The sequence below is a fragment of the Serratia rubidaea genome (assembly GCF_016026735.1).
GTDB classification, from domain to species: Bacteria; Pseudomonadota; Gammaproteobacteria; order Enterobacterales; family Enterobacteriaceae; genus Serratia_B; species Serratia_B rubidaea.
The window spans coordinates 763,830-779,285 of record NZ_CP065640.1 but is presented as its reverse complement, the minus strand read 5'-3'; the positions used below and the strand labels follow the sequence as shown (position 1 = coordinate 779,285).

The 15,456-nt window shown below is 56.6% G+C and carries 14 protein-coding genes; 6 read left to right on the top strand and 8 right to left on the bottom strand.

What is annotated here, in order from left to right; genetic code table 11:
- Nucleotides 1–94: 94 nt before the first annotated feature.
- From I6G83_RS03590 to I6G83_RS03555, 8 genes are all read right to left on the bottom strand, one after another.
- Nucleotides 95–1,051: a hypothetical protein gene (locus tag I6G83_RS03590; RefSeq protein ID WP_054306867.1), complete on the bottom strand. Its 957-nt coding sequence runs from the start codon at nucleotides 1,049–1,051 to the stop codon at nucleotides 95–97.
- Nucleotides 1,052–1,105: 54 nt separating this feature from the next.
- Nucleotides 1,106–1,687: a fimbrial protein gene (locus tag I6G83_RS03585; protein ID WP_054306866.1), complete on the bottom strand. Its 582-nt coding sequence runs from the start codon at nucleotides 1,685–1,687 to the stop codon at nucleotides 1,106–1,108.
- Nucleotides 1,688–1,707: 20 nt separating this feature from the next.
- Nucleotides 1,708–2,247 carry a fimbrial protein gene (locus I6G83_RS03580; RefSeq protein WP_054306865.1) on the bottom strand — a complete coding sequence of 180 codons (540 nt, stop codon included), beginning with the start codon at nucleotides 2,245–2,247 and terminating at the stop codon, nucleotides 1,708–1,710.
- A gap of 48 nt (nucleotides 2,248–2,295) precedes the next feature.
- On the bottom strand, nucleotides 2,296–3,027 hold the full coding sequence (locus tag I6G83_RS03575; protein ID WP_054306883.1) for a fimbria/pilus periplasmic chaperone: 732 nt from the start codon (nucleotides 3,025–3,027) through the stop codon (nucleotides 2,296–2,298).
- A 45-nt stretch (nucleotides 3,028–3,072) separates the two neighbouring features.
- The gene (locus I6G83_RS03570; RefSeq protein ID WP_054306864.1) at nucleotides 3,073–5,586 is read right to left on the bottom strand and encodes a fimbria/pilus outer membrane usher protein; all 2,514 of its coding nucleotides are present in this window, start codon (nucleotides 5,584–5,586) and stop codon (nucleotides 3,073–3,075) included.
- Nucleotides 5,587–5,719: 133 nt separating this feature from the next.
- Nucleotides 5,720–6,238 (bottom strand): fimbrial protein, encoded by a 519-nt coding sequence (locus tag I6G83_RS03565; RefSeq protein ID WP_138111912.1) that lies wholly within the window; start codon nucleotides 6,236–6,238, stop codon nucleotides 5,720–5,722.
- Nucleotides 6,239–6,297: 59 nt separating this feature from the next.
- The gene (locus I6G83_RS03560) at nucleotides 6,298–6,831 is read right to left on the bottom strand and encodes a fimbrial protein (RefSeq protein WP_054306862.1); all 534 of its coding nucleotides are present in this window, start codon (nucleotides 6,829–6,831) and stop codon (nucleotides 6,298–6,300) included.
- Between the two features lie 974 nt (nucleotides 6,832–7,805).
- The gene (locus I6G83_RS03555; RefSeq protein WP_138111909.1) at nucleotides 7,806–8,834 is read right to left on the bottom strand and encodes a zinc-dependent alcohol dehydrogenase family protein; all 1,029 of its coding nucleotides are present in this window, start codon (nucleotides 8,832–8,834) and stop codon (nucleotides 7,806–7,808) included.
- Between the two features lie 104 nt (nucleotides 8,835–8,938).
- Between I6G83_RS03555 and I6G83_RS03550 the strand changes: the two genes are divergently transcribed.
- From I6G83_RS03550 to I6G83_RS03525, 6 genes are all read left to right on the top strand, one after another.
- Nucleotides 8,939–9,853, top strand: a complete 915-nt coding sequence (locus I6G83_RS03550; protein ID WP_054306860.1) for a LysR family transcriptional regulator — start codon at nucleotides 8,939–8,941, stop codon at nucleotides 9,851–9,853.
- A gap of 127 nt (nucleotides 9,854–9,980) precedes the next feature.
- Entirely contained in the window at nucleotides 9,981–10,889 is a 909-nt protein-coding gene (locus tag I6G83_RS03545) for an endonuclease/exonuclease/phosphatase family protein (RefSeq protein WP_054306859.1), read from the top strand.
- A gap of 633 nt (nucleotides 10,890–11,522) precedes the next feature.
- On the top strand, nucleotides 11,523–12,392 hold the full coding sequence (locus I6G83_RS03540) for a hypothetical protein (protein ID WP_054306858.1): 870 nt from the start codon (nucleotides 11,523–11,525) through the stop codon (nucleotides 12,390–12,392).
- A gap of 33 nt (nucleotides 12,393–12,425) precedes the next feature.
- On the top strand, nucleotides 12,426–13,616 hold the full coding sequence (locus I6G83_RS03535) for a cysteine desulfurase family protein (RefSeq protein ID WP_054306857.1): 1,191 nt from the start codon (nucleotides 12,426–12,428) through the stop codon (nucleotides 13,614–13,616).
- Nucleotides 13,617–13,667: 51 nt separating this feature from the next.
- Nucleotides 13,668–15,011 carry a pyridoxal phosphate-dependent aminotransferase gene (locus I6G83_RS03530; protein ID WP_082798087.1) on the top strand — a complete coding sequence of 448 codons (1,344 nt, stop codon included), beginning with the start codon at nucleotides 13,668–13,670 and terminating at the stop codon, nucleotides 15,009–15,011.
- Nucleotides 15,012–15,234: 223 nt separating this feature from the next.
- Nucleotides 15,235–15,444 (top strand): heavy-metal-associated domain-containing protein, encoded by a 210-nt coding sequence (locus tag I6G83_RS03525; protein WP_054306042.1) that lies wholly within the window; start codon nucleotides 15,235–15,237, stop codon nucleotides 15,442–15,444.
- Nucleotides 15,445–15,456: the final 12 nt, after the last annotated feature.

Here is a 15,456-nt window from a genome sequence, read left to right as displayed (position 1 = left end):
CAAACCGATAAATATGTCACTTCCTGTCTGTGACATATGCGAAACTACGCCGTGGTTTTACCACTGGCGTAGTCCTTTAATTCATGCTTTCCGTTTAATCCAGATAGGCGATAATCCAGGCGCTGCCCTGTATGGTTCCTTCACCGCTGAGTTTGGTCAGTTCGCTGGTGATGCGGAACGTTTTACTGGCATCGATATGCGTGGATATTTCTTTTCCCTGCAATCCGCTGCTGGTATCGCTGATGGTTAATTTACTGCTGGCGCCAACGCTGCCGTCCGTATGTAAGAGGTCTAAATCCCCGGTGGCATTTTCTTGATAGTTAATAGTTACCGTTGTATTAACCGGGGAAGCACATGTATAGGTAAGATCGGCAAACGCCGTGTCATAGGTATTATCCGAAGATAACATTCCGTGATCTAATTCTATCGCGTTTGGGTAGGCGTTACAATACGCCGGTATGGTAATTTTACCGCCGGTTAACTTGATTGGAATGGTATATTTTGCCGGTTTGTAATTACCGGGGTCGACGGTGTCAAATCGGCGTGAGTATCCCCCCAATTGCATGGCCGGTATTGTAATTACGCCGTCAATGGTCTCTCTGTCCAAATAAAAATCCAGCGTTATCGGGAAAGCTGCGCTCAAAAAGCTGGCGGGATAGACCTCCAGGGATGTGCCCATGTCGCAAACGCTGGTGATCCCGCCGCCATTCCCCCAGCTTTCTGTTGATACGAGCGAGGTTACCTGTACCGAGAGGTTATTATTGATTTTAAAACGTCCGGTAACGGGGTCCTGCGGCAGGTCGATAAATATCCGCTGTTTGCCAAGGGAACTGTGCAAATTGCGATCGCCGCAGTGCACATCGCCGGAGACGGTTGCTGCATCAATAACGAAGCTGGCAATATGTCCCTGGGTGACGGTGCCCACGGTGTTAATTTCCACAGTCGATGCTCCGTCAATGGCGGTGACATCGTAGCCAGCGGCGCCGGCGGTGAAGCTGGCGCCCAGCAGCAGGGCGGGCGCAACGGCGGCGCGCAGATGAAACAAAGACATGGTTCGGTGACTCCAGCGAATTAACGGGTTAACGCCGCGCTTGCCGCGCGGCCGTTACAAATAGTGCAGAATAAAGTTGGCCGAGGCCTGAAACTGGCCGCCGCTCAACGCATCCTTATCGCCCTGCGCCACCAGCCGCGCCGTCACGATGATTTTATTTTCTGCGAGAGCATCACCCGGCAAGATAACCTCACCCGGCAGCGGCACCCATTGGTCCAGCGCGATATTGTGGCCGTCGATGCTGATGGCGATGCCCAGATTCTCTTTTGAGGTAGCCAATACGTGGTTGCCGAGCGACGGCAGCGTGCCATACGCCGTGGGTTTAACGTAAAGATTCAATGTCTTATTCGTCGTTTTGGCGCACGCAAACCAAAGATAAGCGGTTTTTTCCGCATTGCTGGTGCCCAGATCGCCAATCGGTACTTCGCCAAAATCAATGGCCATTTCGGCAAACCGTATACTTCCCACATCGCCGTCCCACGGTCCCGGTGTACCCGCGATGTAGCAGGCCGGGGTGACCAGCGTCGCCTTAACGGTGACCGGCACGTCCGCCAGACCGCCGGCGCACCAGAAAAGCAGCCCGAGGGCGCACCAGGCTAACGGACGTCTGCTGCGGAAATGACCTTTTCCTGACATGCTGTTTCTCCTTGCCATCATCACAGATAGCTCATTTCAAACGTCACCGTGGCGCTGTACTCCCCGGGGTTAACGTCGTTGCGGTCGATGACCAGCGGATAGACTTCAAAAAACAGCTCGTTGCTGCTGCCGATGCCGGTCTGGGTAATCACGCCCGCCTTGAACGGCGTTTCCAGCACGATCGGCTGGCCGTAGGCGTTATTCAGCCCCAGCACCACGCCGGTGCCGCCTTCGGTGGGCAGCATGCTCACGCCGTCGACGTTCACCACCTGCGGACTGTGGAACACCATCTGCACCTGCTTGTTCAGCGTTGCGGTGCTGCAGTCTTTAAAGCGCAGGGCAAAGCGGGTAGTCGGGCCGCGGCCGTAGTGCTGGAAATACTTCACCGACAGCAGCGGCAGTTCGACGCGATACGCGTCCTCTGCCGAATCGTGGATACACTGTTTTTCCAGCAGCGTACCGCTGAACTTCAGCTCGATGGGGCTGCTGTTCGCCATCGCGTTACCCATAGCGCCGATAGCCGATAACAGCGCGATACAGATTCCCAGATACCGGTTCACGGCCGGCCCTCCTTATACTTTTGCCGGGCGGGGATCCCGCCGCGATCGTTAACCCTTTTTCACCGTGCACTGCGCGGCGCTGCAGCTGAACGCCAGCGTCGGGCGGCCGCCGTAATCGTTGATATAGGTCAGATAAGGCGTGGGGTAGTGCTGGCCGGCCACCTTGACGCTGCTCTTCGGCGCGATCATCACCGACTTGAATTCGCCTTTGAGGGACCGATCTTTGCTGCCGGCCAGGCCGATCACCGTGATGTAGTACGGCGTCGGGTTTTCAACCTTGTAGCCGTTGCCTTCGACGTGCAGCACCAGTTCTTCCTGCCAGACCGCGTTGGCGGAAGGGATGATGCCTTTCGGCCGGTAGAACAGCTTGATCTTCGACTGCAGCGCAATCTGCAACACATTCGGTTTTTCGCTGCGCGGCGGTACTTCGCGCAGGTTCACATAGAACAGCGATTCCCGATCCTGCGGCAGCTGCTGCGCCAGCGGCGTGGCGGAAATGCGCAGCATACTTTTGGCGCCCGGCTCCAGCCGCTGTACCGGCGGTGTCATCACCAGCGCGCCGGTGGTTATCTTCTTCTGCTGCTCATCTTCCAGCCAGGCCTGGGCCAGGTAAGGCAAGTTTTTATTTTCATTGCTGATGTTCAGGCTGATGGCCTTCTGATCGCCGTTAAACACTACCCGGGTTCTGTCCAGGGCGACGGCGGCCTGTGCGTTGACGGCGCTGAATAAAAGGCCGCCCATCAGGACGATGCCGGCAACCTGTTTGTTGAATGCTTGCATAATGACTTCTTTACTCCATGGGTTGACGGTAAAACCGTGCATAAATTAATGTTTGCCGCCTGCGGCGGCGTTCTGCCGGCACGGCAGCAACAGATTTTGTTCATTGATGGCCGACGGCAGCGTGGCCCGGCACTGAACGCTATCGTTCCAGACCAGGTTCAGCGTCTCTTGCGGCGCAATGCCGCTCAGCCAGGCGATGCCTGCGTCACCGATGATGCCGACTTCCTGATTTTTGCTATTGCGCACCACGGCGCCGAATGGCGGCGTGCCGCCGCCGGCCAGACGGAAGGTGGCAAAGGCCTTGCTGCCCTGCAGCAGGCCAAAGCGCTGGTAGCCGATGGCGCCGTCGGTCAGCGCGGTTTCCACCACGCTCTTTTTCGCCTCGACATCGTCAGCCAGCCTGCTGACATCGATGCGGGTGGTGGTGCGGTAGTAACTGTTGACGTCGGTAACGACGCCGATCCCCCAGGCGTTGCTGACCACGCGGCCGCCGTTGATCGGCACGCCGCTGATGCCGTCGGTATCCACCATCAGCCGGGTGCTGCCGTTGTAGCCGCCGGCGTGCAGCGCTACGCCGCGCGGCGTGGCGGTAATGCCGCCGGTGGCGCTAAGCCCCAGCGAACGGTACTGCGCGCCGTCGATCGCGCCGTTGATGCTCACCTTGCTGCGCGCGCCATTATGGGTATACATGCCGCTGAGCTGGGCGCGCGATTTTTGATCGCCGCCGTGATCGACCCCGGCGTTGATGCTGTAGCTGTCCAGCCCCAGCCGGTCGTAATAGCCGATCCGGTGTCCGTACTGGCCCCGGGTGTAGCTGCTGTTGTAGCTGACGGTGCCGCTGCCCAGCGGCAGCGACAGCATCAGGCTGAACCGGTTTTCATTCTGCCCGCGGTATTGGCTGCGCATGGCCGTGGCGGTCAGCGAGGCGTTGCGCATCTTCAGCGCCGGCAGGTCAAAGGTGGTGCCAATATTGGCGCCGTACTGCTTGGTGTTGCCGCGATCCCAGTAGGTCTGATGCTCGTAGTTCAGCCCCAGTGAAACGTTGTCAAACCGCTTGTTGACGTTGAGCTGGTAACGCTCTTTCTGGTGGTTGGCGTCGTAGCCGCGATAGCGCTGATCCAGAAACTGCTGCATGCTCATATAGTTCTTTTCCGAGAAGCGGTAACCGGCGAAGGTCACGTCGGCCTGCATCTCGTCGAAGAATTTGGAGTAGCTCAGACGCCAGGACTTACCCTGTTTTTTGCTGTCATCGCGCACTTTGGCGACGGACTGGGTCACGTCAACGGCCACGGTGCCAAGCCCGAACAGGTCGCGCCCGCTGCCCAGCGCCAGCGACTGGTAATCGGCGGAAAGCGTTGAGCCGCCGTACAGCGTCCAGATATTGGACAGCCCCCAGGACGCCTCGCCCGAGGCGAATATCGGCCCTTCCAGATCGTGATCCCAGGTGGTGGGACGGCCGACGATCGCCTGATAGCGCAGCTGGCCCGGCCGCGTCAGATAAGGCACCGATGCGGTGGAGAGGCTGAAGGTGTGCTCCTCGCCGTTTTGCTCGGTGACTTTGACGTCCAGCGTGCCGCGGATGGCGCTGTCCAGATTCTGAATGCGGAACGGCCCGGCCGCCACGGTCGTTTCATAGATCACGCGACCCTGCTGCGTGACGGTCACCTTGGCGTTGGTTTGGGCGATGCCGATAATCTCCGGCGCATAGCCGCGCAGCCGCGGCGGCAGCATACGTTCGTCGCTGGCCATGGCGATGCCCGCATAGCGCCAGGAGTCAAACATCGGCGAGTTGACGTAATTTTCACCGATGGTCAGCGTCGAACTCAGGCTGGGGATCGGGCGGTACAGGTAGACGCGGCTAAAGTCCAGATTATGACGGCTCTTTTGCCGTGAACCGCTGCGGCTGAAGCGGCCCTGATAATCGCCGCGCAGGCGCCAGGCCCCCAGGTTCATGCCGAGCGTACCGTTGGCGCTGAGGGTCTGCCGGCGTCCCGAACTGCGGTTACTGGTAAAGGTGCCGGTGATGTTGTAATCCAGCAAAAAGCCGGGCAGGCCGTGGTCCCAGCGGGAAGGGGGCAGCCAGGAAGAGTCGGTGTACTCCAGCAGCGCCTGCGGCACGTTAATGGCCAGCGCACCGTTGCCGAGGTGCGGCATTAACGTTACGCCGGGCAGCGGACTGAAATCCACGCACTGGCCTTGGCGCCAGCTTGTCAGCTGGGCGGCGGCTTTTTCCGTTAATCCCAGCCGGTCGACCACTTCCTGCGGCAGACAGGCTTCGGGCAGTGCGGGGGAGGAGGCGTCATCCGAGGGGGCGTCGTCGCGCGGATAAAACGGAATATCCCCTTCATAACCGACGCTTTCGCCGTTAATACTCAGCGACATATGATAAACGCCGGGCATAATATAGCCGGCCTGCGAAAAGCGGGAAAAATCAATATTCGCTCTGTCTTCCAGATCTAATACGTCCGTATTAAACTCAACAGCGTTAGCCTCCCAGCTTACCAAAGCGGCAAGTATTGCAGAGGCTATGCGACTGATTATAAAACGTTGTTGAGACATAATTAATCATCCTGATTAAAAGCGAAAATCGCGGGCGTTGTGATCGCGTTAACAGCGGGCGATACGACGAATGCGCAGGCATTAACGATTTTCTGATACGGGCGTTACGTTTCCCTTAAGCGCCCGCCTGACGCTACTCGTAGCGCATCTTCAGCCCTAATACGGCGTAATAGGGGGGCGCCTTCGGCGTCAGTTCCAGAAGGTAGGTGGCGGTTGCCGGTTGGGCGCTGTGTCGTTCTGCCTGGCGATAATAGACCGGGTAATCTTCTCCGCTGGTTAGCGTTTTGTTTTCCGCATTTTTAATAATAAAAATATTCCCTGGTGCTGATTTATTTTTAAAGCTGATTTTAATCGCTTTATCTTCTGCATATTCACTGCTTTGTCCCGATAGCGTGCAATTATCGAAACGAATGGATAAAGGATAATTGAGCGTTCGCTGACCGTTATTTAATGGCTGCGGGTCGACATACAGCAATTGGGATGGGGTATCCAAGGTAATGGCGCATCCTGCAGCCAGAACCGTGCCGCTGAGCGTTGCCCGCCCGCGCAGCGGCAGGAGGTAACCGTTATCCTGCCTACTGAGGGCCAACACATCGGCATAGCCGTCGGATGCGGCGAGCAGCAGTAACAAACTTCCCAGCCAGCGTTGCATAGGATCCCCCATTTAAGCGAGCCGGAGGGGAGACCGTGCCCTCCGGCTCTGCCTGATTATTACTTGTAGCTAATCAGGAAGTTGGTTGATGCGCTGAAGTCACCCGGGGTAACGTCGGTAGCAACGTCGGCTTTCTGAGCAACCGCGGTGTAAACCAGGGTGTTGTCGCCGTCAACCAGGCCGGCGATAGCCGCTGGAGTACCGAAGGTAATGTCGGTGATGCCGATAGCCAGGCCGGTAGCCAGGCCGTTGGTTTTCAGCAGGTTTTTACCAGAGATCTGGTCGGCGCTGTTGAAGGTGATTTCAGCGGTTTTCTTGCCACCCGCACCGTCCGCCAGGCCGCAGTTCTGCAGTTTCAGTTCAAAAGTCTGAGCGGTGGTTTGGTTGTTGTTCAGCTGAGACTGAGACAGCTGACCGAAATCAACCTTAACGTCCATACCGTCCTGGCCTGGGGCCAGGTTACATGGGGAATCTACAACCTGGCCGTGGAAAGTAACTTTACCGGAGTTACCTTCGTAAGCAGCAGCGTTTGCGCCGAAAGACAGAGTAGCGGCGGCCATCAGAGCGGCCAGCGAGACGTGTGATAATTTCATTGTTAACTTCCTTTCCTTTTTATAAATGTGCTAACCGCGGCGGGTTGGCACTCCCACAGATAAATATCCCGCTGCCCGTCAGAGGCGATAGAGATATTTATTTGTGGCAGCGCATCAGCGTTCATTCCTGACTGATAGGCACAAGTTCCCTGCGTCGTTTTTCTTAACGACGTTGTATAGCGGATCTAATTATCGACTGATGAATTAGATTTTTCCTAGGTACTACTATAGTGATAGAAGCGTTATTCGTATTTGTCCTACGATTTATTTCTTTCTATGTATTCACAATGTTTATTTGTGTTTCTTTTTTGTGTTGCTGTTGGGATTTTACCTGCCTCCCGAATAAGCGAGATTATATTGGCTAGGATTTATCCTTGCAACTTTATACGTTTTCGCCTGTTTTGTTGTCTGGAGGTTTTTTTTCTTTGTGAAATAATTTTGTTTTTATGTTTTTTCTTTATTTATTAATGCGTTGAATAATCCATTTTTTGATGTTTGAAGAATGGTTTCCCGCTTGATTATTTCACTTATGGCAATATTTTCTTTGGTTTATAATTCCTTGTTTTTTCTGTTTTGTGGTTTTTTATCTTGTGATTTTCCGTGCTTTTTTGTTTTTTATGTTATTTTTTTAACATTTTGTGGTTTTTAAATTTTTTATATCCATTTGGATGTTCTTATTTTATTTTGTCCGAAATGTGATCTTTTTTTTGGGTATTTCTTATTTTTATATTTATCATAATTCTATTAAGTATGACATATAGGATTTATTACTCATTAAAAAGGAGTATGCGCTATTACTCTTTATTGTAAGTTGTATTATTAATTGGGAATTTACCTAGAAATAAAACAGAGGAAGCGCAGAATCAGGGCTGCGCTTCCTCTGCCACGCGACGGCTTTGTCTACGGCTGATGTTTAAGGGTTAGACGCAGCCGGCTTTTTTCCTCAGGCGGCAGAGCGGTGAAATACGAGCGGCCTACGCCGCCTCGCTGATTCTGACCACCACTTTACCGAAGGCGCCGCTCTCCAGACGCGCCAGCGCCAGCGGCAGCTCTTCCAGCGGATAGACGCTGTCGATCACCGGCGTGAGGCCGCCGGCGTCGAAGGCGGCGCACATCTCACTTAATGCCCGGCGGTGGCCGGTGCCGATGCCGTAAATCGCCAGATCCTTAAACAGAATCGGCTCCAGCGGCGACGATACGGTAAAGCCTTCCAGCGCGCCGATCAGGTGGATTTTCCCGCCGATGGCGCACATCGCCGCCGCCTGCCCCAGGTGCGCGCCGCCCGCCAGTTCGAGCACATGATCCACGCCGCGATCGGCGGTCAGCTGCAAAACGGCGTCGACCATGCCTTCTGCGTTGCGATCGATCACCGCATCGGCGCCCAGCTGTTTTACCGCCGCCATTTTGCCGGCGCTGGTGGCGACAAGGGCGCGGGCGCCCAGCATATTGGCGATTTGCAGGCCGAACAGCGCCACGCCGCCGCTGCCTTCGATCAGCACGCTTTCCCCCGGCTGCAGTTTGCCGCGCTCCACCAGCGCAAACCAGGCGGTCAGCGCCGCACAGGGCAGCGTGCTGGCGGCGTCATGGCTGAGCGAGGCGGGTTTCGCTACCAGCCAGTCTGCCTTCATCGCCACATATTCCGCCAGTACGCCGGGGTAAAAGCCGCCCAGGGTGCGGTAGGCCAGCTCGCGTGCGTTGCCGGGGCGCGCGCCGTCCAGCCACTCCGGCGCAAAGACCGAAATCACCTCATCCCCCGGCGCAAAGCGGCTGACCCGGCTGCCGGCCGCCACCACGCGGCCCGAGAGATCGGAACCGGGGGTAAACGGAAAGCGCAGCGGCAGGCCGCGGCCGCTGTCGATCACCCAATTATCGCGGTGGTTCAGGGCGACCGACATCACCTGCACCAGCACCTCATCCTCTGCGGGGCGGGGCAGCGCCGCCGTTTGCAGCGCCAGCGCCTGGCGTCCGAAGCCGCTCATTTCCCAACGTCGCATTGTGTTCATAAATGGTTATCTCCTCTGATAGCTGAGGCGTTTATTGTGTCGCAGGCGTAAAGGTGAATTAATACCCTATAATTCGCATGAACTGATGAATAGGACACAACAGTATGAAAGGGGCCGATTATGCCGAGCTGGCCGTCTTTATGGCGGTGGCGAAAGAGCGAAGTTTCCGCCGGGCGGCGCAGCGACTGGGGCTGTCGCCATCGGCGGCGAGCCATGCGATTCGCGCGCTGGAGCAGCGGCTGCACGTCCGGCTGTTTAACCGCACCACGCGCAGCGTCGCGCCGACGGAGGCCGGCGCACGGCTGATGGCGCAGCTGGAACCGGCGATGGCGGCGCTGGAAAGCGCGGTGCAGGGGGCGGGAGAAGCGCAGCTGACGCCGCGCGGCACGCTGCGCATCAGCATGCCGCGCCTGGCCGGCCATCTGGTGATGGTGCCGGCGATCGAACGCTTTATGGCGCGCTATCCGGATATTCAGCTGGAGCTGCTGCTGGATGACAATCTGCAGGATATTGTCGCGGCAGGGTTCGACGCCGGTATTCGCGCCGGCGATCGGGTGCCGAGGGATATGATTGCGGTCAGGCTGACGGCGGAGCTGCAGATGGTGGTCGTCGCTGCGCCGAGCTGTTTTCAGACGCAGCCGCCGCCGGCGACGCCGGAGGAACTTGGCCGCCACCGCTGCATCAACTACCGCTGGAGCGGCAACGGCGCCCAGTATCGCTGGCGCCTCAGCCGCGCCGGCGAGAGCGTTGAGGTGGATATCGCGCCCGCCCTGACGGTCAACGATATCGATCTGCTGCTGGCCGCCGCCGAGCAGGGGGCGGGGTTGGCGCTGCTGGAATCGCAGTGCGTGGCGCCGGCGCTGCGCCGGGGTACGCTGGTGCGGGTGCTGCCGCAGTGGTGTAAACCGGTGGCGGGGTTCCACCTGTATTACCCGCGCAACGGGTTTATGACGCCGCAGATGCGGGCGTTTGTTGATTTTATGCGGCTGGATGCGGCGGCAGGAGCGCGGCAAGAGTAGTGCTCATCACAAAACAGAATGAGTTGGCGTGATATATATAAGTGAAAGCTAAGCGCCGGCTCTGATGGCGGAGCATAGACAGATCGTGACGAATCTGGTGATTTAATATAACAACAAGGAGCGTAACATGAGGAAGGTAATCAGCACGGCGGTGGCATTGGGTTTACTCTGCGGTGCGCTGTCGGTGCATGCCGCGCAGACGCTGGAGCAGCGGCCGCAGCTGAAAATTATCAGCTATAACGCCTACTGGGGCATGAAGTCCGACACCTCGAAGGGGAAACAGAAGTTTGCCGAATGGGCCAGGCAGCAGGATGCCGATATTATCGCCTGGCAGGAGATGAACCACTTTACCCGCGAAACGCTGGAAGCCTTCGCCCAGAGCTATGGCCACCGCTATGCGGTGCTGCTGAAAGAGCCGAAGGTGGTGGGTGACGATGAATTTTTCCCGACGGCGATCACCTCTAAATACCCGATCGTCAACGTGCACAAGGTGGTGGATAACCTCTGGCACGGCGCGCTGTTTGCCGACGTGGGCCGCTATCACTTTGTCGTCACCCATATGAACCCGTTCCGCACCTCGCAGCGGATTGATGAGATGAACCTGATTCTGGATTCCATCAAATACGGCGCGGATCCGGACGGCAAATGGATCATCGCCGGCGACCTCAACTCGTTCTCACCGCTGGATAAAAGCGGCTATAACGAAAGCGAGATAGTGAAAGATCTGCAGGACAAAGAGGCCAAACGACCGGTGCTGCACAATCTGGTGAACGGCAAGATGGACTACACCGTGCAGCAAAATATTTTGTCGCGCGGCTTTATTGACGTGCTGAAGCTGAAGTATCCGAATACGTTCGTCGCCACCGCGCCGACGAAAATCTTCTACGACCAGGCCAAAACGCCGCTGCGCTATGACTACATTTATGTCTCACCGGCGCTGAAAAACGACGTGGCGGAGGTCAAGGTGCTGCGGGATGCATTTACCGACCAATACTCGGATCACTATCCGGTGCAGATGATCATTAACAACCGCTAAGCGGGCCGATTCTCAGCGTTGGTAGCGGCGGGCGAAGCTATTGCCCGCCGTTGATGCTTGCCAAAACGTTTACGCCGGCTGCCGCGCAGATTATTTTCCCGTCTGATTCTGCTCAGTTCCTCTGGTGTCTCCCCCACATCGTTATTCCGCTTTTCGTGGCAATAATGTTTCTATATGACGTAATAAATTACGACTATTCCTAATAAAAGGATGAAAAATAATCTGCGCGTGATGCGTATTAATCTAACTGACGGTTTTATTTAACCTTTTACACCGGTAGGCGTTTATATGTTCGGTGCTTCTATCATTTTTTATTTTGGCCTGGATCACATATTTATTTGGAATTGATTCTTATTTACATAAGATATCCTTTTTTTTCAAATGGTTAATAATATCAGATTATGCAAGATTAAACCTGTTGACCTTCCACTAGGGGGAAGGTTTACGTTGGCGCGTAGAAAGGGAAGCCAAGACTTACATTCACGACATGGCATCTATGTCAATGATATCTATGACATAAGTCATTCATTTGGTGAATTGGAAAATTGCTTTAATAGGGACTCTATATTATTCAGCGACGGCGGTTCGCATGCCGTTAAATAATTTGTCGTTAAATTTATTAAGGGCAAGGTAATGAAACTGAATGGTCATACATTAAATGAAATAGAAGAAAAGGCGCTGGCGATTATTCATCGTGAGGTGGATGAATACACGCCGAAAATACCGGTAATGTATCTTGAAGGCGGCCATTACGATCCCCGTTATCCGGTTAATGAGTTTGCACAGAAATCATTGCGCCACGCGTTGGATATTGCCAATAACGCGATCGCCCGGCATAAGAAAGACCTGAAGATATCGCTGGGCATCTTAATTGACGATCTGGGGCTGCAATGCGGCGTTGAATCCTGCGAGATAGCGCCGGAGCTGCCGGAGAATAGCGATGGCGCGGAGGAACACGGCGAACTGCCCAACGCGCTGGCGGCGATTTTGGCGCAGTATAAAATCGTCAAGCGGGAGCGGATGGTGATACAGGGCGAAAGGGCCTGTAAGAACCGGGGGATACAGACGCTAAAACGCATTCTTGAGCGCCATAAAACCACGCCGTTTCCGGAACTGGAGATAGAAGAGTCGGCGGCGCTGACGAGGATATTTTTCGTGAATGAAGAGGGGCAGCGGGTACTGCTCGCCGAGTCGAAAGCGAAAGACGTATGGACGGCAAAATGCCCGGTGATTATGGCCCAGCACTACAGCGACGTTTATGACCGGGTGGCAAAACTGCATCCGCAGAGCCATGCGCTGCATATTATCGACTTTTCAGAAACCGATGATTACAACAAAGTGATCAACGGCGCGGACGTGGCGATGAAACTTTTCCTGCGTAATAAATCGGTTGGCAACCGGGCGGTAAAAATCACCAATATCTTCCTGTCATCATTTGATGATGAAGATTACATCATTCACTCGACGTCTCACTGCGCCGATTTTGTGGCGGTAGAAGCGTAATCGTTTAACCCGATACTGAATAAGGAAACGTCGATGTCCGTAAATAAACCGCAACCTAAAAATATGCCGCTGTATCTGGATTATAATGCGACCACGCCCTGCGATGAATTGGTGCTGGCGGAGATGCTGCCGTTTTTTTGTCAGCATTTTGGCAACGCCGCCAGTATTTCCAGTCAGCAGGGGTTTAAAGCGCATTTGGCTGTTGAGCGCAGCCGGGAACAGATCGCGCAATTACTTCATGCGCAGGCTAACGAGATCATTTTTACCTCCGGCGCCACCGAAAGTAATAATCTGGGGCTGCGCGGCGTCTATGCGGCCTGTCGCGCCGGCGGCAATCATATTATTTCCTCCTCGATAGAACATCCCGCGACGCTGGCAACCCTGAAGGAGCTGGAGCGTGAGGGCGCCCGGGTGTCTTTAATCAAGCCCCTGCCGGACGGCAGCTTCGATCTCGATGCGCTGCAGGCGCTGATTACGCCGGAAACCATACTGATCAGCGTGATGTACGCCAACAATGAGCTGGGGGTGGTGAACCCGATCGCGGAGATCGCCGCCATCGCCGAGCGGCACAACATTCTGCTGATGTCGGATGCCACGCAGGCCGCGGGGAAAGTCCCGATTGATGTGCGGCAGTGCCCGATCGATATTCTCACCTGCTCCGCGCACAAGATATATGGGCCGAAAGGCATCGGCGCGTTATATCTGCGGCGGAAAAACGGCAAAAAAATTGTCGATCTGCATCCGCAGATCACCGGCGGCAATAGCGAGCAGGGCATGCGCGGCGGCACGCTGAATGTGCCGGGCATCGTCGGCTTTGGCAAGGCGGCGGAGCTGGCGGCTCAGCGTCTGCCGCAGGCGATGGCCAAGGCGCAGGCCCAGCGCGACCGGCTGGAACAGGCGCTGGCGCAGTGGGATAACGTGCAGATCAACGGCCGCGGCTGCCCCCGTTTGCCGCACGTCTCGAATATCTCTTTCAAACAGACCGACGGCGCCAAGCTGCTTAGCCTGCTGAAAAAGAGCGTGTCGGTCAGTACCGGCTCGGCCTGCTCATCCAGCAGCCTGTCGCCCAGCCACGTGCTCACCGAGCTGGGGCTGTCGGAAGAGCTGGCGCAGGCCACGCTGCGCTTCAGCCTGGGCTGGCCGACCAGCGATGAAGACATCGACGTTGCCCTGGCGGCGGTGAATCAGGCGCTGCACACGCTGTCTTCCGCCTATGCCGAATAAGCCCCTGCATCCTGACTGGCAGCACAACATAGCGAATATAAGGTCACCTCTATGAATGAGATATTAAGCCAACCGGCACAGACTGGGGATATCGCCGCGGAGGGCCGTCCGCGCGACGCCGCCGCGCCGCGCCTGTCGCGCCTGGCGGTGGAGCTGGACTACTCCGGCATTATCAAGCTGGCGTCCTATGTACAGCGGCAGATTGACGACGGCCGGCGGATCTGCGACCTGATTATCGGTGATTTTGATCCGGCGCGTTTCCCGCTGCCCGGCGTTCTGCGCCAGGCCATTTATCAGGCCTACGCGGATAATCAGCATGATTACCCGCCGCTGGAAGGCGTACTGCCGCTGCGCGAGGCGATCGCCGGCCTGTGCAAACGCAGCTTCGACGTTGAGTACGATCCGGCGAGTGAAATTATTATTTCCGGCGGCGCGCGCCCTTTACTGTACCTGGCGCTGTTGGCCGTGGCTGACCCCGGCGACACGGTGGTTTATCCCGCGCCCTCCTGGAACAATATGTATTATGCGACCCTGTGCGGCGCCAAAGGCGTGGCGGTGGAAACCACGGCGGAAAATCAGTTCCTGCCGACGGCGCAGGATTTCTTGCCCTATCTGCGGGAGGCGCGGGTCATCGCCCTGTGCTCACCGCAAAACCCGGTGGGCACCATGTTCTCCCGGCAGGCGCTGGAGGAGATTTGCGATCTGGTGGCGGCGGAAAACCGGCGGCGGCGCGGCCGGCAGAAGCCGCTGTACATTGTGTTTGACCAGGTCTACTGGATGCTGAGCTATCAGGCATTGCCGCACTATCAGCCGGTGCAGCTCCGGCCGGAGCTGAAAGCGTACACCATCGTGGTGGACGGCGGTTCTAAAGCCTTCGCCGCGACGGGGCTGCGGGTGGGCTGGGGCATGGGGCCGGCGGACGTCATTGATAAGATGAAGCTGATGATCGAGCATATCGGCGCGATCGCGCCAAAGGCGGAGCAGCTGGCCATGGCGGCGCTGCTGCATGATCACGCGCTGCTGCAGGATCATCTGGCGACCTTTAAGGGCCAGATCTTTAACTCGCTGCAGCTGCTGCATACCGGCATACAGCGGATGAAGGCGGAAGGGCTACCGGTAGACGCCATGGCGCCGATGGGCGGCATCTACCTGTCGATGCAGTTTAACCTGGCGGGCAGGGTGACGCCGGCGGGTCAGGTGCTGCGCACGCCCGAGGACGTGAGCCGCTATCTGATTGACCATGCCGGCCTGGCGGTCGTGCCGTTCAGCTATTTTGGCATGGCGCGCGCCGAATGGTGGTTCCGAGCCGCCGTGTGCGCCGTGCTGCCGGAACAGATAGAAAGCGCCTTGCCCCGGGTGAGAGATGCTATTATTGCCTTGGGAAACGGGCAATAACGGCGGCATAACGCCCGCTGACGTTTAATCCATGCCATAACACCGGCCGCCGTGTCACAGCGGCCGGATAACAAAGCGTTTGGTTACGCCATCCCCCGCGCGGCGCCGTTTTTTCTGTGGTGCCGCCGCATCAAATAAAAAAAGAAATACTTTGCAAAAAAGGATTGACCTTGACGTTAGGTCAAGGTTGACGATGGAGTCCAACTTACGCAAGGAGCCATTTATGAACCATTTACAGCTGCATATTCCGACGATGAAGTGCGGCGGCTGCGCCGCTTCGATCGCCAAAACCATCAAGGCGCGGGACCCGCAGGCGCAGGTCGATGCCGACCCGGCAACCAAGCGGGTGACGATCGCCAGCCGCGCTGACGGCGCCGAACTGATGGCCGATCTGGCCGCGGCCGGTTTCCACGCCAGCGTCGAGTCAGACTGAACAGCAAAAGGA